Annotated in this window: 21 protein-coding genes, 1 tRNA gene and 2 pseudogenes; 9 read left to right on the plus strand and 15 right to left on the minus strand. The window is 68.0% G+C overall.

The features are described from left to right. Positions 1-55: 55 nt before the first annotated feature. Entirely contained in the window at positions 56-574 is a 519-nt protein-coding gene (locus GVO57_RS05735) for a GNAT family N-acetyltransferase (protein WP_233281490.1), read from the minus strand. 88 nt (positions 575-662) lie between these two features. Between GVO57_RS05735 and GVO57_RS05740 the strand changes: the two genes are divergently transcribed. Continuing rightward, entirely contained in the window at positions 663-1,352 is a 690-nt protein-coding gene (locus GVO57_RS05740; protein WP_233281491.1) for a glutathione S-transferase family protein, read from the plus strand. A gap of 13 nt (positions 1,353-1,365) precedes the next feature. Beyond that, positions 1,366-2,166: an SDR family oxidoreductase gene (locus GVO57_RS05745; RefSeq protein ID WP_160592360.1), complete on the plus strand. Its 801-nt coding sequence runs from the start codon at positions 1,366-1,368 to the stop codon at positions 2,164-2,166. On the opposite strand, the gene GVO57_RS05750 is transcribed toward GVO57_RS05745, so the two are convergent. Beyond that, positions 2,145-2,498: a c-type cytochrome gene (locus GVO57_RS05750; RefSeq protein WP_160592361.1), complete on the minus strand. Its 354-nt coding sequence runs from the start codon at positions 2,496-2,498 to the stop codon at positions 2,145-2,147. The two genes, GVO57_RS05745 and GVO57_RS05750, sit on opposite strands and share 22 nt — an antisense overlap. 124 nt (positions 2,499-2,622) lie before the next feature. Between GVO57_RS05750 and GVO57_RS05755 the strand changes: the two genes are divergently transcribed. From GVO57_RS05755 to GVO57_RS05765, 3 genes and pseudogenes are all read left to right on the plus strand, one after another. Further along, a complete protein-coding gene (locus tag GVO57_RS05755; RefSeq protein ID WP_160592362.1) occupies positions 2,623-2,907 on the plus strand; it encodes a hypothetical protein in 285 nt (94 codons plus the stop codon). Positions 2,908-3,269: 362 nt separating this feature from the next. Then, positions 3,270-5,111, plus strand: a complete 1,842-nt coding sequence (locus GVO57_RS05760; RefSeq protein ID WP_233281492.1) for a methyl-accepting chemotaxis protein — start codon at positions 3,270-3,272, stop codon at positions 5,109-5,111. Positions 5,112-5,194: 83 nt separating this feature from the next. Further along, positions 5,195-7,497: pseudogene (locus GVO57_RS05765) on the plus strand (transketolase). Between the two features lie 72 nt (positions 7,498-7,569). Here GVO57_RS05765 and GVO57_RS05770 read toward each other — a convergent pair. The 5 genes and pseudogenes from GVO57_RS05770 to GVO57_RS05790 all read right to left on the minus strand — a co-directional run bounded on the left by GVO57_RS05770 (position 7,570) and on the right by GVO57_RS05790 (position 13,705). Further along, a complete protein-coding gene (locus GVO57_RS05770) occupies positions 7,570-7,824 on the minus strand; it encodes a hypothetical protein (RefSeq protein ID WP_160592363.1) in 255 nt (84 codons plus the stop codon). A 159-nt stretch (positions 7,825-7,983) separates the two neighbouring features. Continuing rightward, a complete protein-coding gene (locus tag GVO57_RS05775) occupies positions 7,984-8,196 on the minus strand; it encodes a cold-shock protein (RefSeq protein WP_160592364.1) in 213 nt (70 codons plus the stop codon). Positions 8,197-8,493: 297 nt separating this feature from the next. Continuing rightward, a complete protein-coding gene (gene uvrA / locus GVO57_RS05780; RefSeq protein WP_160592365.1) occupies positions 8,494-11,403 on the minus strand; it encodes an excinuclease ABC subunit UvrA in 2,910 nt (969 codons plus the stop codon). 9 nt (positions 11,404-11,412) lie between these two features. Beyond that, a pseudogene (locus GVO57_RS05785) lies at positions 11,413-13,256 on the minus strand (putative bifunctional diguanylate cyclase/phosphodiesterase). Positions 13,257-13,546: 290 nt separating this feature from the next. Then, a complete protein-coding gene (locus tag GVO57_RS05790) occupies positions 13,547-13,705 on the minus strand; it encodes a hypothetical protein (protein WP_160592366.1) in 159 nt (52 codons plus the stop codon). A 350-nt stretch (positions 13,706-14,055) separates the two neighbouring features. Between GVO57_RS05790 and GVO57_RS05795 the strand changes: the two genes are divergently transcribed. Both GVO57_RS05795 and GVO57_RS05800 read left to right on the plus strand, forming a co-directional pair. Next, positions 14,056-14,589: a GAF domain-containing protein gene (locus tag GVO57_RS05795; protein ID WP_160592367.1), complete on the plus strand. Its 534-nt coding sequence runs from the start codon at positions 14,056-14,058 to the stop codon at positions 14,587-14,589. 103 nt (positions 14,590-14,692) lie between these two features. Next, on the plus strand, positions 14,693-15,040 hold the full coding sequence (locus tag GVO57_RS05800) for a PilZ domain-containing protein (protein WP_160592368.1): 348 nt from the start codon (positions 14,693-14,695) through the stop codon (positions 15,038-15,040). A gap of 42 nt (positions 15,041-15,082) precedes the next feature. Here GVO57_RS05800 and GVO57_RS05805 read toward each other — a convergent pair whose 3' ends face one another. The 5 genes from GVO57_RS05805 to secE all read right to left on the minus strand — a co-directional run bounded on the left by GVO57_RS05805 (position 15,083) and on the right by secE (position 18,144). Further along, complete coding sequence (locus tag GVO57_RS05805; protein WP_160592369.1) at positions 15,083-15,796, minus strand: sigma-70 family RNA polymerase sigma factor; 714 nt, start codon at positions 15,794-15,796, stop codon at positions 15,083-15,085. Positions 15,797-15,987: 191 nt separating this feature from the next. Continuing rightward, entirely contained in the window at positions 15,988-16,686 is a 699-nt protein-coding gene (gene rplA, locus GVO57_RS05810) for a 50S ribosomal protein L1 (RefSeq protein WP_160592370.1), read from the minus strand. Positions 16,687-16,690: 4 nt separating this feature from the next. After that, positions 16,691-17,122: a 50S ribosomal protein L11 gene (rplK, locus tag GVO57_RS05815; RefSeq protein ID WP_160592371.1), complete on the minus strand. Its 432-nt coding sequence runs from the start codon at positions 17,120-17,122 to the stop codon at positions 16,691-16,693. Between the two features lie 238 nt (positions 17,123-17,360). Beyond that, positions 17,361-17,897, minus strand: coding sequence for a transcription termination/antitermination protein NusG (gene nusG, locus GVO57_RS05820; protein WP_160592372.1), 537 nt, complete (start codon positions 17,895-17,897; stop codon positions 17,361-17,363). A gap of 31 nt (positions 17,898-17,928) precedes the next feature. Next, positions 17,929-18,144: a preprotein translocase subunit SecE gene (gene secE / locus GVO57_RS05825; RefSeq protein WP_233281495.1), complete on the minus strand. Its 216-nt coding sequence runs from the start codon at positions 18,142-18,144 to the stop codon at positions 17,929-17,931. A gap of 288 nt (positions 18,145-18,432) precedes the next feature. Between secE and GVO57_RS15385 the strand changes: the two genes are divergently transcribed. Continuing rightward, positions 18,433-20,241 (plus strand): methyl-accepting chemotaxis protein, encoded by a 1,809-nt coding sequence (locus GVO57_RS15385; RefSeq protein ID WP_327785543.1) that lies wholly within the window; start codon positions 18,433-18,435, stop codon positions 20,239-20,241. A gap of 81 nt (positions 20,242-20,322) precedes the next feature. Here GVO57_RS15385 and GVO57_RS05835 read toward each other — a convergent pair. The 3 genes from GVO57_RS05835 to GVO57_RS05845 all read right to left on the minus strand — a co-directional run bounded on the left by GVO57_RS05835 (position 20,323) and on the right by GVO57_RS05845 (position 24,824). Further along, positions 20,323-20,398: transfer RNA gene (locus GVO57_RS05835), tRNA-Trp, on the minus strand. A 76-nt stretch (positions 20,399-20,474) separates the two neighbouring features. Further along, entirely contained in the window at positions 20,475-22,823 is a 2,349-nt protein-coding gene (locus tag GVO57_RS05840; protein WP_327785544.1) for a putative bifunctional diguanylate cyclase/phosphodiesterase, read from the minus strand. Between the two features lie 270 nt (positions 22,824-23,093). Further along, a complete protein-coding gene (locus GVO57_RS05845; protein WP_160592374.1) occupies positions 23,094-24,824 on the minus strand; it encodes a fatty acyl-AMP ligase in 1,731 nt (576 codons plus the stop codon). Between the two features lie 208 nt (positions 24,825-25,032). Between GVO57_RS05845 and GVO57_RS05850 the strand changes: the two genes are divergently transcribed. Then, positions 25,033-25,647 (plus strand): RecX family transcriptional regulator, encoded by a 615-nt coding sequence (locus GVO57_RS05850; RefSeq protein ID WP_160592375.1) that lies wholly within the window; start codon positions 25,033-25,035, stop codon positions 25,645-25,647. Positions 25,648-25,778: the final 131 nt, after the last annotated feature.

Genomic DNA, 25,778 nt, shown 5'->3' on the forward strand with positions numbered 1-25,778 from the left:
AGATAGGGCTTTGGCGCGGCTGCGCCAGCCTGTTGCGCGGCTGGGCGGCGGCTGTTCAGGCCGCGGCGGAGTTTGCGGGCCGTATCGCCGCGCGCAGATCCCCGGTCGCCGGGTAATCGGTCTTCAGCCGTGCCAGCAGCCGGCGCTGTTCATAGGGGCCGTCGATCCGCCAGCCCGTGGCCGGGGCGGCGGCAAAGCCGAACCGGCCATAATATTCCGGGTCGCCGATCATCATCATCCCGGTCCAAGGCCCGGCGGCGAACGCATCGACGAGCGCTGCCATCAGCGCCTTGCCGATGCCCAGCCCCTGCTGCGCGGGGGCGACGGCGACCGGACCGACCATCACCAGCGGCCACGCACCCTCGCCCGGCACCGCCAGCTCGACCGGCCAGCTTTGCAGGCTGCCGGCCAGCTGCCCGTCGATCCACGCGGCAAAGCTGAGCGGTTCGATGGCCATGCTGCCGGTGCGCAGCCGATAGGCGGTGCGCCCATGGCGGTCGGTGCCGAACGCGGCATCGAGCAGCGTCTCGATCGCGACCGGATCGGCATCGGCAAGCGGGCTGAGCGTGAACACGGGCGGCGGCGTCCTGAACGGGGGTTGGCGCAAACGGGAATGGGCTCCAACGGGCATGGACGCCCGGCGCGCGGCGCTTTAACGCCAAATGCGCAGAATGGAAGCGGCAAGCGCGGCGCGGGGAGGGACGATGAAACTCTATGATGCCGGATGGGCGCCCAGCCCCAGGCGCGTGCGGATGTTTCTTACTGAAAAGGGCGTGGATCTTGCCGCTGCGGGCATCGAACGCGTGACCGTCGATCTGGGCGCGGGCGGGCAGTTCGATCCCGATTTCCTGCGCATCAACCCGCGCGGCACCGTGCCGGTGCTGGTGCTCGACAATGGCCTGGCGATTGCCGATTCGGTCGCCATCTGCCGCTATTTCGAGGCGCTGCATCCCGAACCCTGCCTGTTCGGCGCGACCCCGATCGACCAGGCGGCGACCGAGGAATGGACGCGCATCGTTGAGCATGAGGGCTATGCCGCCGTCGTCTATGCGTTCCGCAACCGTTCGCGGGCGATGGTGGGCCGGGCGCTTGCCGGCCGCTGGCCCGAAATGCCGCAAATCCCCGAGCTGGTCGCGCGCGGTCAGGCGATGTGGGGCTGTTTCATCGACCGGCTGGAGGCGCGGCTTGCCGACCGGATGTGGCTGGCGACCGATGCGTTCGGCTTTGCCGATCTGAGCGCGTTCGTCACGCTCGACTTTGCGGTCGCGACGCGGCTGTCGGACGGGGCGTTCCCGCCCGCCATCGCCCGCTGGCATGCCGCCATCGCCGCGCGCGAGTCGGCTGGCGCATGACCGGGGTTGGCGCATGACCGGGGCCGGAGCACAGCCGCGCGCCCCGCGCGGGCGCACCGCGATCGTCACCGGCGGCGCGCGCCGCATCGGCGCGGCGATCGTCCGGGCGCTGGCCGCCGATGGCTGGCATGTCGTCATCCATTACAACAGCTCCGCCGCCGAGGCCGAGGCGCTGGCGGCGGAGCTGGGCGGCACCGCCATCGGTGCCGATCTCGCCGCCCCCGATGCCGGGCAGCGGGTGATGGCGGCGCTCGACGGGGCCCCGCCGCCCGGTCTGCTGGTCAACAGTGCCGCCGGGTTCGATCTGGACGGGTTCGACGATTTCACGGCGGAAGGCTGGGACCGGCATATGGCGATCAACGCCCGTGCGCCGGTGCTGCTGGCGCGCGCCTTTGCCGATGCGGTGGCGGCCTCTGCAGTCACGGATGCGCTGGTCGTCAATCTGCTCGACGCCAAACTTGTCCAGCCCAATCCCGATTTCTTCAGCTATTCGGTATCCAAGTTCGCGCTTGCCGGGGCGATGGAACTGGTCGCGCGGCTGCTTGCCCCCCGCGGCGTGCGCGTGTGCGGGATCGCCCCCGCCGTCACGCTGGTCTCAGGTCCGCAGAGCGGGGAGAATTTCGACCAGGTTCACCGGCTCAACCCGCTCGGGCGGGGCGTCAGCCCTGACGACATTGTCGGCGCGCTGCGGTTTCTGGTCGATTCGCCGGCCATCACCGGCCAGACCATCGTCATCGACGCGGGGCAGCGTTTTTATGGGCTGCCCCGCGACGTTCAGTTTCTGGATGACGCTTATTTGACGGTCTTCAGATAAGCGATCAGCTTGGCGCGCTTGGCGGCATCGGGAATGCCGGCAAAGGCCATCTTGGTGCCCGGCACATGCTTGCGCGGGTTGGTCAGGTAAAGGTCGAGTTCCTTTTCGGTCCACACGCCGGGCTTGCCCTTCATCGCGGCCGAATAGCTGTAGCCGGCGACCGAGGCGCGTTTGCGGCCAACGATCCCCGCCAGATGCGGGCCGATTTTGTTCTGGCCGGCTTTGACCGAATGGCACACCGCACATTGCACGAAGTTCGGGTTGGTTTGCGCCTGGGCGGCACCGGCCATGCCCAGCATCATGATACCCAGTCCGAAGGCCATTCCACGCATTTCGGTCTCCTGTCTGTCAGCCGCCTTTTGGAGGGGAGGGGGCGGCTGCCAAGCGCAATATGCCCGAAGGGCCTGTTTGCGCAACTCCCCGGCAGCGATAAGCTGGCCGAAGGGGGATATCGCCTTGAACGATCTGGATACGCTCGATCATCACGAAACACTGTTCGAGGACCGGCTGGTGAGGTTGGACGGCGGCCGGTTTGAACGTTGCATCTTTCGCAACGTCGTCCTCGAATATGGCGGTGGGCCGGTGCATCTGTCCGGATGCCGGTTCGAAGGCGCGGTGCGCTGGCAGTTTACCGGCGATCTGGGGCGCGGTCTGGTCGCGCTCGGCCGGCTTTACGCCGATCGCCAGGCGATCGGACTGAAGGCCGTGGTCGACACCATGTTTCCGGCCGACCCGGCCTGAGTCCGGGGCTGGCTGGCAGTGTCGGTCAGCTGGAATATGCGGCTGTCGTGATGAATTGACGCCTGCATATGTAAGCACGACAGATCACATGATACTGAAATAGGGTGCGCATCTTCAGAAAAGCAAAGGCTTATGTTCAGTCATCAAGGCTGTCCATGATCCAGATGTATTGCAGCAAGCACCATTATTCATGGCTGCGTCGCCACGCGGCTGGCCGGGCCGCATATATGGTGAATCAGGAGAGGCGGATCTTGACCGGGGCGCGGAACATGGTCGGCCCGGCCTGGTCCGTGACCTGAGGCCCGCTGCCGGTCGCGCGCATCGCCGCACCCGGATACGGCCCGTGCGGAAAGACCGGGACGATGATCAAGCTGCTTTCGGTGCTGCGTATCTCGACCAAGATCCAGATCATCCAGCTGATCGCCGGGCTGGTGTGCATCGGCGTTGCGACGATGGGCTATGTCGGCCTTTCGCGGACCAACCAGGGCTTTACCGAGCTGGTGCAGACGCGGCTGCCCAGCGGCACACTGTTCGCCCGTGTGCAGCGGCTGGCGACCGAGATGGTCTTTTACGGCTATCGGGTCGCGGCTGAACCGCAGGCGGCGGCGCAGCTGGCCGCTGCCGAGGCGCGGTCCTATGCCGAGGCACAGCAGGCAATCGCCCAGCTGCGCACGATGCGCCCGGACATGGCGGCGGCGATCGGGGATGTCGACCGCGCGCTCGACCGCATCCATGCGCTGTCATCGGCAGCGATTGCCCGCCGTTCGGCGGCCGGCATGGGCGCGGCCGTGCGCGAACTGGATGCCGCGCGCGACATCGCGGTCTCGTCCAACAAACGCAACGTCGCCCAGGCCACGGCGCAGGCGCTGGCCCTGTCGCGCGAGGCCGAACGCGACGGCACCGCCGCGCTGGTGGTCGCCATTCTGGCGACGCTGGGCGGCTTTGCTGCCGGCTGGGTGGTGTCGTGCCTGGGCATCACCCGGCCGCTGGCGCTGATCGGCCACACAATGGCGCGGCTGGCATCGGGCAAGACCAACACTGATGTCCCCGGCGGCGACCGGCGCGACGAGGTGGGTGACATGGCGAAGGCGGTCGTCGTGCTGCGCGACGCGGCGATCGAGCGCGAACGGCTGGTGCTGGAGAAAGAGCGCGCCGATGCCGAGCAGAAAATGGTCGTCGAGACGCTCGGCCAGCATATGGCCGCGCTCGCCAATGGTGATCTGACGGCGGTGATCGACCGGTCTTTCCCGGCCGATTATGCGGCGCTGCGCGACCATTTCAACGCCGCGCTCAAGAGCCTGGCCGAGCTGATCGCGGCGGTCGCCGACAGCGCGAACCAGATCGAGACCGGATCGACCGAAATCTCGCAGGCGGCCGAGGATCTTGCCCGCCGCACCGAGGGCAATGCGGCGAGCCTTGAACAGACCTCGGCCGCGATCTCGGCGATGGACGGGCGGCTGAAGGCGACGGCCAAGGCGGCGACCAGCACCGTCGCCCGCGCCGATCAGGCATCGGCGACCGTCTCGGGCGGCCGCGAGATCGCCGATGGCGCGGTGGCAGCGATGGAGCGGGTGTCGGACAGCGCCAAGGGCATCGACAGCGTGATCGAGGGGCTGGACAAGATCGCGTTCCAGACGCGCGTTCTGGCGATGAACGCGGCGGTCGAGGCGGGCCGCGCGGGCGAGGCGGGGCGCGGCTTTGCGGTCGTCGCCGATCTCGTCTCCGCGCTCGCCATGCGCGCCGAGGAAGAGGCCAAGCGCGCGCGCGACCAGCTGACCCTGACCCAGACCGATATCGGCACCGCGGTCGAGGCGGTGCAGAAGGTAGATGGCGCGCTGGCGGCGATTTCGACCGATGTCAGCGAAGTCCACAAGCTGCTGGCCGCGATGGCGAACGACAATGAGGCCCAGGCCTCGGCGATCACCGAAATCAGCAGCGCGGTTGCCAGCATGGATCAGGCGACCCAGCAAAATGCCGCGATGGTCGAGCAGACCTCGGCCGCCGCGCGCACCCTGACCACCGAGGTCGCGGCGATGACCGCCAAGGCCGGGCAGTTTCATACCGGCCGGGCACCGGCGCGCCGGCCCCAAGCCGCCGCTGTGCCGGCTGCCCGCGCGCCGCGCGCGACAGCCCCTGCCAAGCGGGCAGCGCCCGCCATGGCCGAGGGCGCAGGCGGCGAAGCCGAGGGCTGGGCCAGCTTCTGACGGGACGGGACGGGCGGGGCGGCGTTGCCGGGTCGCCGCCTTGGCCATTGTCCTTTCGCGCCGCGATCTGCCAAAGGGCCGGGATGACCCCTGCCGATATCGCCACGCTCGAACTGATCGACGCCCGCCTGCGCTGGCTGGCGTCTTGGACGATCCACAATGCCAATCATCTGCGCGACAGCCGGGACGGGCTGAAGGTCGGCGGGCATCAGGCGAGCTGTGCGTCGATCTCCACGATCATGACGGCGCTTTACTGCACGGCGCTCGGCCCGCGCGACAAGGTGGCGGTCAAGCCCCATGCCGGGCCGATCCTGCATGCGCTGCATTATCTGGCGGGCGGGCAGACCCGCGCCCAGTTGGAGGCTTTTCGCGGCTTTCAGGGCGCGCAAAGCTATCCCAGCCGCACCAAGGACCGGATTCCGGTCGATTTTTCGACCGGGTCGGTCGGGCTGGGCGTCGCGGTCACCGCCTTTGCCAGCCTGGTTCAGGATTATCTGATCGCCCACCGCGCCGTGGACGAGGCGGATGCCGGGCGGATGATCGCGCTGATGGGCGATGCCGAGCTGGACGAGGGCAATATCTATGAAGCGCTGATCGAGGCCTATAAGCACGATGTCCGGCGCTGCTGGTGGATCGTCGACTATAACCGCCAGTCGCTCGATGCGACGACGATGGACCGGATGTTCCGCCGGTTCGACGATATCTTCGAGACCTGTGGCTGGCGGGTCGAGACGCTTAAGCATGGCCGGCTGCAGCGCGCGGCCTTTGCCGAACCGGGCGGCGACGCGCTGCGCGACTGGATCGACACCACCCCCAATGCGGAGTTTGCCGCGCTCACCTATCAGGGTGGGGCGGCGTGGCGGGCGCGGCTGGCGGCGGACATTCCGCAGGCGCGGCCGATCCTCGATGCGCGCGACGATGCGGCGCTGGCGCGGCTGATGACCAATCTGGGCGGCCACTGCGTCGAAACGCTGACCGAGGCGTTCGCGCGGTCGGCCGACGATGTGCCGACCCTGTTCATCGCCTATACGATCAAGGGCTATGGCCTGCCGTTTCAGGGGCACAAGGACAATCATGCCGGGCTGATGACGCCCGATCAGATCGCCCAGCTGCGCGCCGAAATGGGCATCGCGCCGGGCGCGGAGTGGGAGCCATGGGCCGGGCTGGGCGACAATGCCCGCGCAGCGGCGCAGCGGATCATCGCCGCCACGCCGCTGGCCGGGCACAGCCGGCAGAGCGCGGAGCCGGTGCCGGTGCCGGCGATCCCCGCGCCGGCGGGCGCGCGCCAGGCGACGCAGGCGGCGTTCGGGCGCATCCTGCTCGACCTGGCCAAATCGGGCCATCCGCTGGCTGACCGCATCGTCACCACCTCGCCCGACGTCACCGTATCGACCAATCTGGGCGCCTGGGTGAACCAGCGCGCGCTGTTCCGGCGGCAGGACATGGCCGATGTGTTCCGCGCCGCGCGCATCCCCTCGGCGCAGAAATGGGGGCGAATGCGGCGGGCCAGCATATCGAGCTGGGCATTGCGGAGAATAATCTGTTCCTGATGCTCGCAGCACTCGGCCTTGCTGCGCCGCTGTTTGGCGAGCGGCTGATCCCCATCGGCACCGTCTATGATCCGTTCATCGCGCGCGGGCTCGATGCGCTGAACTATGCCTGTTACCAGGATGCGCGCTTCATCCTGGTCGCGACGCCATCGGGCCTGACCCTGGGGCCGGAAGGCGGCGCGCACCAGTCGATCAACCCGCCGCTGATCGCGATGGGGCAGCCGGGGCTGACCCATTATGAACCGGCCTTTGTCGATGAACTGGCGCATCTGTTCGGCCATGCGCTGGCGCATATGCAGGCGGACGGGGGCGAGAGCCTGTATTTCCGGCTGACGACGCGCGAGCTGGATCAGGTGGCGCGCGCCGATGACGGTTGGCGCGACGGCGCGGTCAAGGGCGGATACTGGCTGAAGGCCCCCGCGCCCGGCGCGCGCGCGGCGATCGTCTATATGGGCGCGGTCGCGCCGGAGGCGATGGCGGCGTGGGAGGCGATGGCCGAAGACCTGCCGGGGCTTGGCCTGCTGGCGATCACCTCGCCCGATCTGCTCCACCGGGGCTGGTCGGCGGCACAGGCGGCGCGCTGGACGGGCGGCGCGGCGCAGGGGCCAAGCCATGTCGAAACCCTGCTCGCGCCGCTGGGTCCGGGGGCGGGGCTGGTGACGATCACCGATGGCGCGCCGGCGGCCTTGTCATGGCTGGGCGGGGTGATTGGGCAGCGTGTCGCGCCGCTGGGTGTCCACCGGTTCGGCCAGACCGGGGATCTGCCCGATCTCTACCGCGCTTACCGGCTGGACAAGGATGCGCTGGTGGAGGCGATGGCCGCGCTGATCGCCTGACGCGCGCGGGGGCGATCCGGGGACGCCTGATGGCTGAGGCGCGGCGGCGACAGCGCCGCCCGGGCGCGTGGGTTAGCGCAGCGGGATGGCGGGCGTGTCGGCGGCGTTGCCGTCGCTCTCGCCCTGTTCCGTGCCGGTGCGGGCCGCGGCGTCGTGATCGGCGGGGGCGCGGGCGATGCGCGCCTGTTCGTTGCGGTCCTGCCGCGCGGCCATTTCAAGCCATGCCGCCTCGGCGCGCAGCGCGCGTTCGCGGACATTGGCGAGGGTCGCGACATCGGCTTCCTGCCGGGCGCGGGCGGCGAGTTCGCGGTAGCTGGCCTGGGCCATGACAGGGCCTTTCGCAAAAAGGGGGAAAGCGCGGGCCGGAAGGCAGGGCCGGACGGTAGAGCGGGCGTGCGGCGGCTGAAGGCGGGGCCTGAAGGTTGGGACTGAAGGTTCAGGCCGGGCGTCCGGCCGGGACGGGCAGAACCCGCCCCGGCACGGGGTTTAGTCTGCCGTCTGCAGGTTGCACGCGGCCATCTTGCCGCGGCGATCCTGTTCCAGATCATAGGTCACGCGGTCATTCTGGTTGAGCGTGGCCAGCCCCGCGCGCTCAAGCGCGGTGATGTGGACGAATGCGTCCTGCCCGCCGCCATCGGGGGCGATGAAGCCATAGCCCTTGTCGGCGTTGAAGAACTTGACGGTGCCAGTGATGGCCATGGGATGCTTCCTTCTGTCTGGGGAGCCACGCGACTGTCGCGCGCCCCTGTGCTCAGGGCAGGGATAGAAGGAAGAGGGAGCCGCAAAGCGCCGAAAACCGTCGATATGCGACTGTAGCCAGGCGGATATGGGGTGCGGAGGGCGGATTACAAGGCGGGCAGCGCGGCCCTCGGGGTGAAGGTCGATTTCTTCTGCTTGATTTAGCGATCACGAACTCCACTGAAACATATGGGCGAGGTGCAGCGCGTTTAGAAAAATCTCCTCGTGAAAATGATGCCGGCTCCATTGACGGAGTGATCAACCCGCCGCTGCCTTCGCCTTCCGCACCTTAAGCAACGGCGCCAGATACCGCCCCGTATAGCTCCCTGCCGCCTTCGCGACCTGTTCCGGCGTGCCCTGGGCGACGATTTCGCCGCCCTTCACGCCGCCTTCGGGGCCGAGGTCGATGATCCAGTCGGCGGTCTTGATGACGTCCAGATTATGTTCGATCACCACGACGCTGTTGCCCTGCTCGACCAGCGCGTGCAGCACTTCGAGCAGTTTGCGGACGTCCTCGAAATGCAGGCCGGTCGTCGGTTCGTCGAGGATGTAGAGCGTGTTGCCGGTCGCGCGGCGGCTGAGTTCCTTGGCCAGCTTCACCCGCTGCGCCTCGCCGCCCGACAGCGTCGTCGCCTGCTGCCCGACCTTGATATAGCCCAGCCCCACTTCGACCAGCATCGCCATCCGGTCGCGGATCGGCGGCACTGCCTTGAAAAACTCCGCCGCGTCCTCGCACGTCATGTCGAGCACATCGGCGATCGACTTGCCCTTGAACTTCACCTCCAGCGTTTCGCGGTTGTAGCGCGCGCCGTGGCACACATCGCACGTCACATAGACGTCGGGCAGGAAGTGCATTTCGATCTTGAGCACGCCATCGCCCTGGCACGCCTCGCACCGCCCGCCCTTGACGTTGAAGCTGAACCGGCCGGGCTTGTAGCCGCGCGCCTCCGCCTCGGGCAGGCCGGCAAACCAGTCGCGGATCAGCGTGAATGCGCCGGTATAGGTGGCCGGGTTCGATCGCGGCGTGCGGCCGATGGGCGACTGATCAATGTCGATCACCTTGTCGAGCGCCTCCAGCCCGGTGATCCGGTCATGCGCGCCCGCCACCATGCGCGCGCCGTTGAGCGTGCGCGCCGCGCCCGCGAACAGCGTGTCGATGGTGAAGCTCGACTTGCCCGATCCCGACACGCCGGTGATGCAGGTGAAGGTGCCAAGCGGGATCGATGCGGTCACGCCCTTCAGATTGTTGGCGCGGGCATTGTGCACGGTCAGCTTGCGGCCATTGCCCTTGCGCCGCCTGTCGCCCAGCGGCACCGCGCGGCGGCCGGCCAGATAGTCGGCGGTGATGCTGTCGGGATGGGCGAGCAGCTCAGGGAGCGTGCCGCGCGCCACCACCTGCCCGCCATGCATGCCCGCACCCGGGCCCATGTCGACGATGTAATCGGCGGCGCGGATCGCATCCTCGTCATGCTCGACGACGATCACCGTGTTGCCCAGATCGCGCAGCCGCTTCAGCGTGGCGAGCAGCATGTCATTGTCGCGCTGGTGCAGGCCGATCGACGGTTCGTCGAGCACATAGAGCACGCCCGACAGGCCCGATCCGATCTGGCTGGCCAGCCGGATGCGCTGGCTTTCCCCGCCCGACAGCGTGCCCGATGTGCGGTCAAGGTTCAGATAATCCAGCCCGACATTGTTGAGGAAACCCAGCCGTTCGGTGATTTCCTTGAGGATGCGGCCGGCAATCGCCTGCTGCTGCGGCGACAGGCTGGCCGGCACCGCCTCGAACCACGCCAGCGCATCGGCGACCGACAGGCGCGTGGCCGATGAAATGTCGCTGCCGTTCAGCTTCACCGCCAGCGCCTCGGGCTTCAGCCGCGCGCCGCCACAGGTTTCGCACGGGCGCGCGGACTGGAACTTGGCCAGTTCCTCGCGCATCCACGCGCTTTCGGTTTGCAGCAGCCGGCGGTTGAGATTGCCGATCACGCCCTCGAACGGCTTTTTCACCTCATAGGATTTGCGCCCGTCGATGAAGCGCAGCGTCACCGCCTTGCCATCGGTGCCGTGCAGGATCGCGCGCTGCACCTCGGCGGGGAGTTCGCCCCAGGGTGTGTCGAGCGAAAAGCCGAACTCCCTGGCCAGGCTGGCCAACACCTGCATGTAATAGGGGCTGGGCGGGTTGGATTTGGCCCAGGGCACGACCGCGCCCTTTTTCAGGCTGAGCGCATGGTTGGGCACCACCAGATCTTCATCGAAGATCAGCTTTTCCCCCAGCCCGTCACAGGCCGGGCACGCCCCCTGCGGCGCGTTGAAGCTGAACAGCCGCGGCTCGATCTCCGCGATGGTGAAGCCCGACACCGGACAGGCAAAGCGTTCGGAAAACACGATCCGCCCCGGCGGCGCATAATCCAGCTTCATGCCCGCGCTCTGGCCGGCAGCGTCGGCGGGGGCGGGGTCGGCCGGATCGACATAGGCCAGCCCGTCGGCCAGCTTCAGCGCCTGTTCGAAACTGTCGGCCAGCCGCGCCGCCAGCCCGTCGCGCACGACGATGCGGTCGACCACGATCTCGATGTCATGCTTGTATTTCTTGTCGAGCGCCGGGGCGTCCTCGATATCGTGAAACTGGCCGTCGATGCGCACGCGGGTAAAGCCGGCGCGCTGCCATTCGGCCATTTCCTTGCGATATTCGCCCTTGCGGCCGCGCACCACCGGGGCGAGCAGATAGAGCCGCGTGCCTTCGGGCAGCGCCATTACCCGGTCGACCATCTGGCTGACCGTCTGCGCGGCAATCGGCAGGCCGGTGGCCGGCGAATAGGGCACGCCTACCCGCGCCCAGAGCAGGCGCATATAATCATAAATCTCCGTCACCGTGGCGACGGTGGAGCGCGGATTGCGGCTGGTCGTCTTCTGTTCGATCGAAATCGCCGGCGACAGCCCCTCGATATGGTCGACATCGGGCTTCTGCATCAGCTCGAGGAACTGGCGCGCATAGGCCGACAGGCTCTCGACATAGCGCCGCTGCCCTTCGGCATAGATGGTGTCGAAGGCGAGCGAGCTTTTGCCCGATCCCGACAGGCCGGTGATGACGATCAGCCGGTCACGCGGCAGATCGAGATCGACGCCCTTGAGGTTGTGCTCGCGCGCGCCGCGCACCTGGATATGGGTCAGCATCAGGGCGTTCTATCTTTGTTCGAGTGGCGAATCCAGCGCAGACATAGGATGCGCGCAGCCGTTGCGCGAGGGGGGCAGAGGAACGCCGGAGGGCGCCGGGTCAGGCGGCCGAAGCGGAGGCGGCGGGCCGGGGGTGAGCGGCAGCGCGAGCGACGGCAGCGCGAGGATCTGTTCGATCGGCATCGGCCGGGCGAGATGAAAGCCCTGGACAAGCGTGAAGCCGGTGCGCCGCGCGGCCAGCAATTGCGCCTCGGTTTCCACCCCTTCGAGCACGCAGTCGATGGCCAGCGCCTCGGCCAGGCCGCGAATGCCCGACAGCAGCCGCCGGCCGGCGGCGTCGTTCAGCCGCGCGGCAAAGCTGCGATCGACCTTGACCATGTCGATCGGCAGCTGGTGCAGCGCGGCAAGGCTTGAATAGCCGGTGCCGAAATCATCAAGCGCGATGCGCGCCCCGCCGCGCCGCAGCCGCTCGAGCGCGGCGCGCGCGGTCACCATGTCCGACACCAGCGACGTCTCGGTAATCTCGAACATCAGCCGCGCGGGCGGATGCCCGCCGCCTCGATCCGCGCGGTCAGATCGCCGATGGTGCGGCCGTCGCACAGGTCGAGGGCGGACAGGTTGAACGCCACCCGCGTGTCGGCAGGCAGCCGCGCCATCGCGGCCAGAACCTTGTCGAACAGCACCAGCGTCACCGTGCGCGTCATGCCGGTGCGCTCGGCTGTGGCGATCAGCATTTCCGGCGACACCGCGCCCAGCCGCGGCGAGGTCCAGCGCGCCAGCGCCTCGATGCCGAACAGCCGGTTTCCGGCCGCGTCCATCACCGGCTGGAACAGCACCGACAGCTCGTCCTCCAGCCGGGCGGTCTGCAAGGTTGCGTCAAGCGCCTGTTCGGAACGGATCAGCGTTTCGAGCGTGTCGGAAAAACGCACCACGCCGCCGCGGCCGTGGCGCTTGGCATGGTAAAGCGCGAAATCGGCGCGGTCGAACAGCATGTGCGCATCGGTGCCAGCATCCGGATAGGTGGCGATCCCGGTTGAACAGCCGACCGCGACCGAAATGTCGCCAAGTGCGACCGGCCGCCGGATCACGTCGCGCAGCGCTTCGCACAGCGCCTCCGCCTCGGCAGGCGTGCCCGGAACCAGCAGCCCGAACTCGTCGCCGCCCAGCCGGGCCACGGTTGCTTCCGGCGGGCACAGCGCGCGGATGCGGTCGCCCAGCGCCTGCAACAGCCTGTCGCCCTGCGCATGGCCATGGGTGTCGTTGATCGGCTTGAACTTGTCGAGGTCGAGCAGGCCGATCGAAAAGGGCTGGTCGGGCTGCGCCTGTTCGAGCAGCCGTTCGACCGCCGACAGGAAATAGCGGCGGTTGGGCAGGCCGGTGAGCGCATCGGTCGCGGCCAGTCGGGCATTCTCCTCGCTCAGCTTCTGGGCCTGACGGCGCTCGGCGATCAGCGCGTTCTTGGAGGCTTCAAGGCTGACAAAGGCATCGAAGGAATCGTGCAGGATTTTCAGCAGCACGGCCGTCACCAGCGCGATGTTGATCGCGACCGCGATCATCACCTCGGTGCCGACCACCAGACAGGTGGTCAGAAAGGTGCCGATCACCGCGATGCACACCAGCCGCGCGGCCGTCGGGTGATGGGTCAGGCAGAAAATGACCCCCAGCACCGTCACCGCGACGAAGATCGCGATATGCCCCTGCTGATAGGCATCGCCATAAGGGCCAAGCGCGAGCGCCCAGACGATGAAGGCGACCGACAGCACCATGGCCAGCACCGTCGTGCGGCGCAGCTGGCCGACGATCCATGCCGTGTCGCGGCGCGACACGTCCACCGGGCGCAGCCACATCGACATGCGCGCCAGGCAGGCGACGATCAGCCCCGCGGGTATCCACAGCGTCAGCCCCGGCGGGGCGACGTCCCGGTGGGTGAAGGCCAGCGCAAACGCATTGACCGCGAGCAGCAGGTAAAGGAACGGAATCTGGCGCCGCAGGCGTGCATATTGCGCCTGACGCAGCCCCAATGGCGGGACGGCCGGAAGCGCCGGATCAGATGTGCCTCGCTTGCTCAACGCTGTGCTCCGCTCCGGGCTTAGGACCGCAGTGGTTAAGCGCTGCTGAGCGAAAGGCTCCGTAGCTCGCGCGATCAGCCGAGCCGCGCGGCGGCGGGCAGGGTGGCGAGCACCGGGATCAGGCTGGGCCGTGCATTGCCCGCGTCGTCCGGCCGGTCGGCGTCGCGGCTGCCGCACGCTGCGAGGCCGAGCAGCATGATCAGAACGGCGGCAACAGGCACAAGGCGGCGCATCGCGGTCCTCATTCAGGCGGGCCTCGTGCGTGAGGCCGTCGTCGCATGACGCGGGGCGCGCCGGCCGTCAAGACGATCTGCCCGGCCCGATTTCCGCCCCCTCCGTAAATGCCCTTATCAAGGCAAATAAATTGCCGTCGCCAGACAAAGGCACAGGCGGTTCAATTGCTTCCGGGAATCAGATTGAAACATTGTTTCGCCACTGTTCTCGAATGGAAAATGATTTGTTTACAAGTAAATTGGATGATATTGGGCCGGCATTTGGTGATGTCCGGCGGTCATCAAGTTCATCTTGGCGGGGGTGTGGATGAACGGTCGTGCGGGCTTTCGAGTTGTGATCTGGATACGACATGCTTGAAACGCAGTTTATCGGCAGCAGCCGCAGCACCGCCACTGAACGCGCCCGGCTGGTTGAACTGTTGACCGCAGCGCCCGCGGCGCTGGACGAGAGCGCGCTGATCGACCTGTTGTTCGCGCAGGCGCCGGCCCGGCTGGGTCTTGATGTGTGCTTCACCTATCGCGCGGATCTGGATCGCCAGATGCTCCATGTCCTGTGTGTCCGCGGCCTCGATCCGGTCATGCGCGATGCGCTTGACGGCCTTGCCTTTGGGGAGTTTCTGTGTGGCCGGGTGGCCCGTGACCGCCGGCCGGTCGTGATGCGCGACATCGGTCACAGCACCGATCCGGCATGTGCAGCCGCGCGCAAGCTCAGCCTTGGCAGCTATTGCGGATTCCCGATGATCGCGCCCGACGGCAAGCTGTTCGGTGTGGCGGCATTCGCCTCACGCAGCCGGCGCTGGTTTCATGATGATGAAGTGGCGATGTTCAGCGACCTGGCCGCCGAGATCGGTTTGCGGCGGCTGCGGCGCAAGGCTGCGGCCTGATCCGGACCATCGGCCCAAACGCCTGTTACCGGGCGATTACGGAGGGGAGATTTCCGCTTCGCTAAGCAGTCGCTGCGAAAGTCCGGTGCCGGAGGACATGGTGGTGGCGAATCCGAAACCCTTTCAGCTCGACGAGCGCCGCAGCTTCCGCTTCGGGATCGAGATCGAGGCGCGGCTGATCGGCCCTGATGGCATCGCCATGCCGTTTCTTGTCCAGAATCTGTCGCGCCACGGCGCTTCGGGCGAATGGGCGGGCGGCGATCTGGTGCGCGGCACCGGTGTTGCGTTGCTGTTCCCCGATCTCGGCCGTTTTCCCGCACATATTGTCTGGGCTGAAAAGGACCGGCTGGGCGTCGAGTTCACGGCGCCCTTGCCTCAGCCCGCGCTCGACCGGCTGCTCGAGGAAGATCCCGACGCGATCAGTTCCCACCGGCTGTCGCCCAAGGCCTGACCGGTTCGTGCCGCGGCGGTCGCGGCGCGACCCGCCCGTGGATCAGGCCGCGACGCCGATCGCGCGGGCAGCCTCGATCATCGCATCGACCCGGTGCTCCGGCCCGGCATCGGGCGCATCCGGCAGGGTGACATCTCCGTCCAGCATCGCCTCCATCGCCGCACGGGCGCGGAACACCCGGCTTTTCATCGTGCCCACCCGGCTGCCGGCGGCCTGCGCGGCCTCGTCATAGCCATAGCCGCAGGCGGCGACGAGCAGCAGCGCCTCGCGCTGCGCCGGCGGCAGGGCGGCCATTGCGGCCCCCGCTTCGCGCAGCGCGATCGCTGCTTCCTGCTCGGGGCGGGCGACCAGCAGCCGTTCTGCCTGGGCATCGTCCCAGGCACCGGCGAATTTGTCGCGGCGGCGCTGGGTCAGGAACAGGTTGCGCTGGATCATGAACAGCCAGGCGCGCAGGTTCGATCCCGGCTCGAACCGGTCGCGGGCCGCCCAGGCGCGCATCAGGCTGTCCTGCGCCAGATCCTCGGCGGCGGCGGCATCGCGGGTCAGCGAGCGGGCATGGGCGCGCAGCCGGGGGATGAGCGCGGTCAGCTCGCGCTCGAATGCGAGGTCGGCGGCCGGGCCTCCGGCGCTCAGCCGCGCGAGCAGCCGGGCCAGCGGATCGGGCAGCCCTTCGCCGTAACCGGGCGCAAAGGCGCGGGCGAGCAGCGGGGCGATGCTTTCGAGACGGCTGGCGAGACGGCTGGCAATCATTGTCATCAACGGGTTCCTGATCGGCCAAGGTGCCGCGGTGAAACGCGGCACGCCCCCGGAAGGTTCCGTCTGCGTATCGAGATGCCGCGCGCTGCGTCGCCGCCACGGAGCGCGCGCGTCAAAAAAAGGGCCGGAGCGTCGCCGCCCCGGCCCCTTTTTTTCATGCGGCGCGGACCGTCAGCCCGCGCGGCGGCCGATCAGGCGCCCGCCACTTCGGCGACGTCGACCTTGATGCCCGGGCCCATGGTCGAGCTGAGCGCGATCTTGCGGACATATTTGCCCTTCGCACCCGACGGCTTGGCCTTGACCACCGCATCGACCAGCGCGTCGAAGTTCGCGCGCAGATCTTCGGCGGCAAAGCTCGCCTTGCCGATGCCCGAATGGATGATGCCGGCCTTTTCGACGCGATATTCGACCTGGCCGCTCTTGGCGTCCTTGACCGCCTGGGCGACGTTCATCGTCACCGTGCCGAGCTTCGGGTTCGGCATCAGCCCCTTGGGGCCGAGCACCTTGCCGAGACGGCCGACCAGGCCCATCATGTCGGGCGTGGCGATGCAGCGATCGAAATCGATCGTGCCGCCCTGGACGATTTCGAGCAGGTCGTCGGCACCGACAACGTCCGCACCGGCTTCACGGGCCTCATCGGCCTTGGCACCCTTGGCGAACACGGCGACGCGCACGGTCTTGCCGGTGCCCTTGGGCAGGTTGACGACGCCGCGCACCATCTGGTCGGCGTGACGCGGATCGACGCCCAGGTTGAGCGCGACTTCGATCGTCTCGTCGAACTTGGACGACGCATGGGTCTTGGCGAGGGCAATCGCCTCGTCAATGCCGTAGAGCTTTTCGCGGTCGACGGCGGTGGCGAATGCCTTGGCCTTCTTGGTCAGCTTTGCCATGGTATCAGCCCTCCACAACCTCAAGGCCCATCGCGCGGGCCGAGCCTTCGATGATCTTGGTCGCCGCCGCGAGGTCGTTGGCGTTCAGATCCTTCATCTTGATGGTGGCGATTTCCTCAAGCTGCGAACGCTTGATCGTGCCCGCAACCGCCTTGCCCGGTTCCTTCGAGCCCGACTTCAGGCCGACCGCCTTCTTGAGCAGGAAGCTCGCCGGCGGCGTCTTGGTTTCAAAGCTGAACGACCGGTCCGCATAGACGGTGATGACGGTCGGGATGGGCGCACCCTTTTCGAGTTCCTGCGTCGCGGCGTTGAACGCCTTGCAGAACTCCATGATGTTGACGCCGCGCTGACCGAGCGCCGGGCCGATCGGCGGCGACGGATTGGCAGCGCCCGCAGGCACCTGCAGCTTGATATAGCCAGTAATCTTCTTGGCCATGATCCACCTCACTCTGTTTCAAGTTGAGCGGTTCTCGCGGGATGCGCGGCACGCACCCCTCCCGCCGGATTCCTGCCGCCAGGGCAACAGAAGACGCGGCCCATAACCGAAAACCACGCTCAGCGAAAGGGGCAAAGCCGCCCGCCCCGCATGGGGCGTGCGCAAAGCCTGGCGGACATTAAAAAAGGGGCCGGCGATCGCGCGCCGGCCCCTTTTGCAATCGCCAGTCGCGGCGCGCTTACTTCACGCGCTCGACCTGTTCGAACTCCAGCTCGACCGGGGTGGCGCGGCCGAAGATCGACACCGACACCTTGACGCGGCTGCGGTCGAAATCCAGCTCCTCGACCACGCCGTTGAAGCTGGCGAACGGGCCGTCCAGCACCTTGACCGCATCGCCGATCTCGTAATCGACCTTGACCTTGGTCTTGGGCGCGGCGGCGCTTTCTTCCTTGGTGCTCAGGATGCGCGCGGCCTCGGCCTCGCTGATCGGCTGCGGCTTGCCGCTCGAACCCAGAAAGCCCGTCACCTTGGGCGTGTTGCGCACCAGGTGATAGACATCATCGGTCATCGCCAGCTTGGCGAGCACATAGCCGGGGAAGAATTTGCGTTCGGCCTGCACCTTCTTGCCGCGCCGCACCTCGGTCACGGTTTCGGTCGGCACCTCGACGCGCTCGACCAGCGTTTCCAGGCCCAGCCGCTCGGCTTCTGACAGGATCGCGTCGCGGACCTTGTTCTCGAAACCGGAATAGGCGTGAATGATGTACCAGCGCGACATAAATGTCCTTTTTTCTTGGCCGGTGTAACGGTCAGGCAGCGAGCGACAGCAGCAGCTTCACGATCGCCGCGAACGCCCGGTCGATGCCGAAGAAGAAAATGCCGAGCAGGCCGGTCATGATCAGGACCATCACCGTGGTCATCACGGTTTCGCGGCTGGTCGGCCACGAAACCTTGGCGGTTTCGGTGCGCACCTGCTGCACGAACTGCGGAATGTTGCCGATGCCTTTGCCAGCCACGTCGTTCACCTGCCCGTGTTCGGGGTGAACGGCCCCGCCCGGCCAATGTCGCCGGCGAACCATTCCACCCATGTCGGAATGCTTGCTGCTATATAGGACGCCCCCGCGCCGTGCAAGGCTTGGACGGCGGCGCGATCCGGCGCCGGGGCAGGGGCAGGATGGCGGGGGATCGGGCCATGGCTGCGGTCCAGATTTTGGCAGATTTCTGCAAACGATTTCTTTTTACCATGAATCGATCACATCAGATGTGGCGCGCTATAAGCATTGCATATCCTCCCATGGACCGGGTGATCGCGAATGAAGATGTTCTGGAGCCGACAGGCTGAAGCGCCTGTTGAACCGGCAGTCGATGGCCGGGTGCTGAAAATGGATGCCATTCACGATCATTATCCTGTGGCTGATCTGGACCAGTCCGGCCGGATCATCGCCGCCACCGCGCCGTTGTGCCGGCTGATGGGCTGGGGCGGGGGTGTTCCGCCCGGTCTGTCGATCGACGCCTTCATCCCCGAGGTTGGTGACGAAGGCGCGTGGCCCGCCGCCCGCGCCGGCGCGGCGGCGCGCGGCCTGTTCCGGGCGGGCGGCCCGGGCGGCGCGACGCTGTTTCTCGACCTGATGTTCGTGCCCGCCGGTGACGGTGTGATGATGTTCGTCCGCGACGTCACGGCGACGCACACGAGGGCGCTTGAGGACGCGCAGAAGCTGGCCGCGCTCGACCGCGTTCAGGCGGTGATCGAGTTCGAGCTGGACGGCACGATCCGCACCGCCAACGCCAATTTCCTCGGCGCGACCGGCTTCACCCTCGACGAGATTGTCGGCCGGCACCACCGCATGTTCTGCGACGAACAGTTGGTGCAGAGCCCGCAATATCACGCGCTCTGGGCGGCAGTGGGGCGCGGCGAGCATCTGGTCGGCGAGTTTGAGCGCCGCCGCAAGGATGGCAGCGTGCTGTGGATCCAGGCGTCCTACAACCCGATTTTCGACAGTGAGGGACGGCCGATCAAGGCGATCAAATTCGCGACCGACATCACCGCCCAGGTCCGCCAGCGCGAAGAAGCGGCGCGGCTGTCGCTGGTCGTCGACCATACGGCCAATGCAGTGATCGTGACCGGGCTCGATCGCCGCATTACCTATGTGAATGCCGGGTTCGAACGGCTGACCGGCTACAGCGCCAGCGAAGTCATCGGTCGTCGCCCGGGCGAATTCCTGCAAGGCCCGCAGACCGATCAGGCGACCGTGGCGCGCATCCGCGAGGCGCTGGCGCGCGGCGAGCCGTACAGCGGCGAAATCCTGAATTATCGCCGCGACGGCGCGCCTTACTGGGTCAATCTGGCGATCAATCCGGTCCGCGATGCCGCCGGGCGGGTGCAGAGCTTCATCTCGGTCCAGGCCGAAATCACCGAGACCAAGCAGCACGAGATCGATTTCGACATGAAGCTGCATGCGATCGGCCAGTCGAGCGCGATCGCCGAATGGGGCCGCGACCAGCGCCTGGCGGTGGCCAATGACGCCCTCGTCAAGTCGGGCGGGCTGACCGACGGCCTCGCGACCACGCTCGACCGGCTGCTGTCTGCCGATGAGCGTGCCGCCATCGATTCGGGGCGGCAGCTGCGCCGGATGCTCGCCTGGCCGTGCGCCGACGGGCGCGAGCTGATGTTCGATGCGGTGTTCACCGGGCTGCGCGACGTGACCGGGCAGGTGGATCGGGTGATGATGTGCGCGATCGATGTGTCCGACCGCCAGCAGGCGGTCAGCGAGACGAGCGTTGCCGTGCGCGCCGCCATCGATGCGGGCGAGCGGATCGCAGAGATTGTGACGACGATCGACACCATCGCCTTTCAGACCAATGTGCTGGCGCTCAACGCCGCGATCGAGGCCGCCCATGCCGGCGATGCCGGGCGGGGATTCGACGTGGTCGCGACCCAGGTGCGCGAACTGGCCAACCGCTCGACCATCGCCGCCGGCGGCATCACCCAGCTGGTGCGCGAAAGCCGCGACCGCATGGCGGCGCTCGAACGCTCGCTGTCGGCGCTGGATGGTCGCGAACAGGCAAAGGCGGGCGGCGGCTCGGGGCTCGGCCGGGCCGATCCGGCGCGGCGCGCAGCCTGACCGGCGGCACAAGCTTCAGATAGGGCCGGAAAAACCGATTGAGCCAGCCGGGCGCTCAACTGGCCGGTCAGCGGAGGATCCTGGCAGGAGTGGAGGGACTCGAACCCCCGGCCCTCGGTTTTGGAGACCGATGCTCTACCAACTGAGCTACACTCCTCCGCAGGAGAGCGCCGCAGATAGCGGCGGCGGGGCGGGCGCGCAAGCGGCTTGGTGGCCGGCGCGCACCCGCCGGCTCAGGCCACGGCGGTGCGCGTCGCGTTCGGGAACAGCGCGCGGGCGTCGGCGGGGCTCATCGGCCGGCCGAATAGATAGCCCTGGATCTTGCGGGCCCCAAGCCGCTTGATCATCGCATATTCTTCTTCGGTCTCCACGCCCTCCGCCGTGGTCGACATGCCAAGGCTGTCGGCCAGCGCGACGACGGCGCGGATGATCGCCAGGCTTTCGGGCGCGTTGCGCGACGCGCCCTGGACGAAGCTGCGGTCGATCTTGATCGTCGAGAACTTGGTCCGGCTGAGATAGCCGAGCGAGGAATAGCCGGTGCCGAAATCGTCGAGCGCGAGCCGCACGCCAAGGGCCAGCACCTGGCCGAGCACCGCGACCGCGTTGGTGCCTTCGCGCATGAACACGCTTTCGGTCACCTCCAGCTCGAGCCGGTGGGCGGGCAGGCCGCTATCGGCCAGCGCGGTGCGCACCGCATCGACAAAGCGCGGATCGTGCAGCTGTTCGGCGGACACGTTGACGGCGACCCGCACGGTGGACGGCCAGTTGCGCGCCTCCATGCACGCGGTGCGCAGCGCCCATTGCCCGATCGGGCCGATCAGCCGCGCCTCTTCGGCCAGCGGGATGAATTTGGCGGGCGACACATTGCCATGTTCGGGGCTGGTCCAGCGCATCAGCGCCTCGAACCCCTCGACCACCGCTTCATCGGCGGACACGACCGGCTGATAGGCCAGATGCAGCTCGCCCTTTTCCAGCGCCTTGCGCAGCGCCATTTCCAGCACGCGGCGTTCCTCGGCATGGACGTGGAGCTGCGGTTCATAGGCATGGTAATGGCCGCCGCCCGCATCCTTGGAGCGGTAAAGCGCGAGATCGGCCGAGCGGATCAGCGTTTCGACCGTGCGCCCGTCGCGCGGGCCGACCGCCGCGCCGACGCTGGCGCCGATGTAAAGCGTATGCTGGTCGACATCATAGGGCCGCGACAGCTCCTCGATGATGCGCCGGCCGAGCGCTTCGACCCGCGCGGGATCGGATGCGTCGCGGATAACGACGGCGAATTCGTCGCCGCCCAGCCGCCCGCACAGCTCATTCTCGCTCATCAGGCCCATCAGCCGTTCGGACACCCGGCCGAGCAGCCGGTCGCCGACCGGATGGCCGAGCGTGTCGTTGACCGCCTTGAACCGGTCGAGATCGATCATCATGAAGCCGCAGCGGCCGCGCCATTTCTCGGCCTCGGCCATCGCCTGGCCCAGCGCCTCGTTGACCTGCAGCCGGTTGGGCAGGCCGGTCAGCGTGTCGAACCGCGCCATGCGGTTGATCTTGTCGGCCGAATGGCGCTCGACCGTCACGTCGGAACCGACGCCGCGAAAGCCGATGAATGCGCCCTGTTCGTCATAGCGCGGGCTGGCCGACAATTCCCACCAGCGCGTTTCGCCGCGCACCTTCACTTCAAGCAGCAGGTCGGAAAACGCCTCGCGCCGCTTGAGCTTGTCGGCAAGCGCGTGGAGCGCGGGGGCGAATTGCCCGGTTTCCCAGCTGTCGCCGGCCAGGATCTGCAGGAACGGCCGCCCCTCGATCGCCAACGCCTCCTCGCCCAGCGCATAGGCAAGGCGCGGCGACACATGGGTCAGGCTCTTGGCGGCATCGATCTGCCACAGCCAGTCGGCATCGCCTTCCTCATGCTCGCGCAGCAACAGGCTGACCACCTCTTCCTTCTCGACCAGCGCGAACTGGGCGGCGGTGTTCATCAGAAAGGCGCGGCCCTGGGTCAGCGCGCTGGCGAGCAGCACGGCGGCAAAGGCCAGGTTGGCGATGGCGAGCAGATCGAGCCCGAGCACGCCCAGAAACATCGTCGATCCGGCAGCGGCCAGCGCCAGCGCCCCGGCCGCGGCGAGCGGCAATGGGGCGAGCAGCAGCACGATGCCGACCATGACCGCAAACCCGACCGCGCACAGCGTCAGCTGCGCCTCGACGCCGGTCGCCGATGCAAACAGCGCCGGCGGGGCTGCCCAGACGAGCGCGGCGGCAAGCGCGGCGGCGGTCTCGCGCCACAGGCCGGCGGGCGATGCGGTCGTCTCAGCCCCGGCTGCGCGCGCGCGCCACAAGCCGGTGCCCAGCGCGGCAACGAGCGCGAGCGCGGTCCAGCCCCACAGCCAGGTATCGGGCACCCGGCCGGTCAGCCCGGTCCAGAGCAGCGCGATGCCGAGCAGCTCGGCGGCCAGCCGGGTCGGCCAGTGCCGCCGGACCGCCGCGATCTGCGCGGCGCGCACCTTGCCCCAGTCGGAATCGCGCGGTTCCGACAGGCCAAGGGCCGTGCGCCAGTCGATCATCGGCCGCGCAGCGGCAGCAGGGCGGGCTCGTGTCACCCGCCAAGGCCTAGTCCGCTTTGGTTAGCGTTCGGTAAGCAATGCCACTCGGCTCGTCGCAACGCGCCCGGAACCCGTCGCAGGGCGTGTGGTGGTGTCTTTGCTGCGCCTCACGGCGCGAGGGCGGCACCGGCCCACGCCCCCACCCGGCCGCCCACAAGATGCTGCCGCTGGGTGGCCGGGTGGGGGAGCGGGCCGGTGCCGCGACCACAAAAGAGGAACCCGGCACGGACCGCCGCCGCGCCGTCAGACCCGTTCCCGAACGATCAGTCAGGCCGCAAGATCGTAAGGCCGGATCTGGCCCGACAGATACAGGTTGCGCGCCTTGGTGCGGCTGAGCTTGCCCGAGCTGGTGCGCGGCAGCGTGCGCGGCGGCACCAGTTCGACGACGCAGTTCATCCCGGTCACCTGGCGCACCCGCTCGCGGATCGCGTCGCGCAGGCGGGCCCGCTCCGCCGGGTCGGCGGTGCGGCACTGGACGAGCACCGCCGGCGCTTCCTCGCCGGCCGGGGTGGTGATCGCAAAGGCGGCAATGTCGCCGGCCTTGAAGCCGGGCAGCTGTTCGACCGCCCATTCAATGTCCTGCGGCCAGTGGTTCTTGCCGTTGACGATGATCATGTCCTTGGCGCGGCCGACAATGTAGAGATAGCCGCCCGACATATAGCCCATGTCGCCGGTATCCAGCCAGCCATCGACCAGGCAGGCGGCGGTGGCTTCGGGATCGCGGAAATAGCCGGTCATCACCGATCCGCCCCGGCACCAGACCTTGCCGATCGCACGTTCGGGCAGCGGCGCGCCATCGTCGCTGCGGATCTCGACCGCCATGTCGCGTACCGGCCGGCCGCAATTGACGACCGCGCGGAACCGCTCGGCCGCGCCCGCGGCCGGCGGCGTGCCGCCTGCCAGTTCGCTTTCGGCGACCATTTCAACGACGATGCCCTCGCCCGGCGGCATGATGGTGACGGCCAGCGTCGCCTCTGCCAGCCCATAGCTGGGCAGAAAGGCGCGGGCGTTGAACCCGGCATCGCCGAACGCCTCGACAAAGGACTGCATGACATCGGGGCGGATCATGTCCGCGCCATTGCCCGCCACGCGCCAGCGCGACAGGTCGAACCGTTCGGCGACATGCATCTGGCTCGACACGCGCCGGGCGCAGATGTCGTAGCCGAAGGTCGGCGAATAGCTCAGCGTGGTGCCCGGATTGCGCGAAATGAGGTCGAGCCAGGCGAGCGGACGCCGGGCGAAATCCTCGGTCTTCAGATAATCGGCCGACACCTGGTTGGCGACCGGCGACAGCATGCAGCCGACAAGGCCCATGTCGTGATACCAGGGCAGCCAGGACACGCAGCGGTCGCCGGGGCGCACCAGCATGCCGTGCGAATGGGCGGCCAGATTGTTGAGCAGCGCCCGGTGGGTGACGGCGACGCCGTGCGGAAAGCGGGTCGAGCCGCTTGAATATTGCAGATAGGCGATGTCGTCCGGATCGGCGGCGGGCAGCGGCGCGTCGGGCGCGGCTTCGCCGGCGAAATCCTGCCACGAAATCCCGACGACGCCGGCCTGGCGCGCGGCTTCGCCCGCCATCGCGGCAAGGTCTGCCGGATAGATCAGCATCAGCGGATCGCAGCTGTCGAGCTGGACCTTCAGCTGGTCGACATAGGCGGAGGCCCCGCCGAACGAGGTCGGCAGCGGCAGCGGCACCGGCCATGCCCCGGCATAGACGGCCCCGAAGAACAGCGACGCGAACTCCGGCCCGGTTTCGGCGATCAGCGCCACCCGGTCGCCCCGGCCGATGCCGCGCGCCACCATCCGCCGCGCATGGGCCAGCGCGTCGTCGCGCAGCTCGGCATAGCCATAGGCGCGCACCAGCGTGCCGCGCGCATCGTGGAAGTTGAAGCCCTTCAGCCCCTTGGCCGCATAATCCAGCGCTTCGCCGAGCGTCGCGAAATCGGAAAAGCGGCGCGGGATCGCATCATCGGACGGCGTGACGACGATTTCGGTCATAGACGTTCAGTGCAACCCTGTATCTCGGGGGATCGGTTCATCCGGTCATCTGCCGGGCGGACAGCAACAGTCCCGGCCCTGATCCCGTTTTGTGCCCGGACCCCGTTTCCCGCTTGCCTGCCATGGCAAAGACGCCAAGGTCGTGCAGCATGTTTCAGTTCCAGCCTGTCCGCATGGCGGCCGGGCGCGGTCAAAATCGGACGCGAGTGTGGCACAATCGTGGCGCGGCAGGCCCGGCGGCAGCCGGAGCGGGGATGGAGCAGATGGTCCGGCGGCGCGCACGCCGTCGCCGCTTGATGCCGATGCGCTTGAACGGCTGGCGCTGCGCTATGTCGAACGCTTCGCCACCACTGAGGCGCGGCTGGCGGCCTATCTCGACCGCAAGCTGCGCGCGCGCGGCTGGCGCGGCGATGTGCCCGCCGATCCGGCGGCGCTGGTCGCGCGGATGGCGGCGCTCGGCTATGTCGATGATAGGGGCTTTGCTCAGCAGCGTGCAGCAGGGCTGACGCGGCGGGGCTATGGCGTCCGCCGTGTCGGCGCGGCGCTGCGCGCCGCCGGGATCGCGGCAGAGGACGCCGCCCCGGCGGAAGAGGCCGCCCGCGATGCCGCCTGGGCCGCAGCACTCGCCTTTGCCCGGCGTCGCCGGATCGGCCCGTTCGCGCCCGATGGCGGGGCGGCGGAGGCGATCGACCCGCTGGAGGCCCGCCGCCGCCGGGACCGGGCGATGGCGGCGATGCTGCGCGCCGGCCACCCGCCGCGCCTGGCCGCCCGCATCGTCGATGCCGCGCCAGGTGCCGTCCTTGACGAGGATCAGCCTCTTTAGGCGCCTGTTTTGCCGCATGCTGCGGGGCGGCGACATGCTGGCCAGCCGACTGGACATGAGAAAGTGTAAAGCGGGCGGAAACTATGTTTCAGTTTCGCAACAAAGCTGTGCTATGATGCTAACCTGGTTGG

The organism is Sphingomonas changnyeongensis (genome assembly GCF_009913435.1).
Taxonomy (GTDB): Bacteria; Pseudomonadota; Alphaproteobacteria; order Sphingomonadales; family Sphingomonadaceae; genus Sphingomonas_B; species Sphingomonas_B changnyeongensis.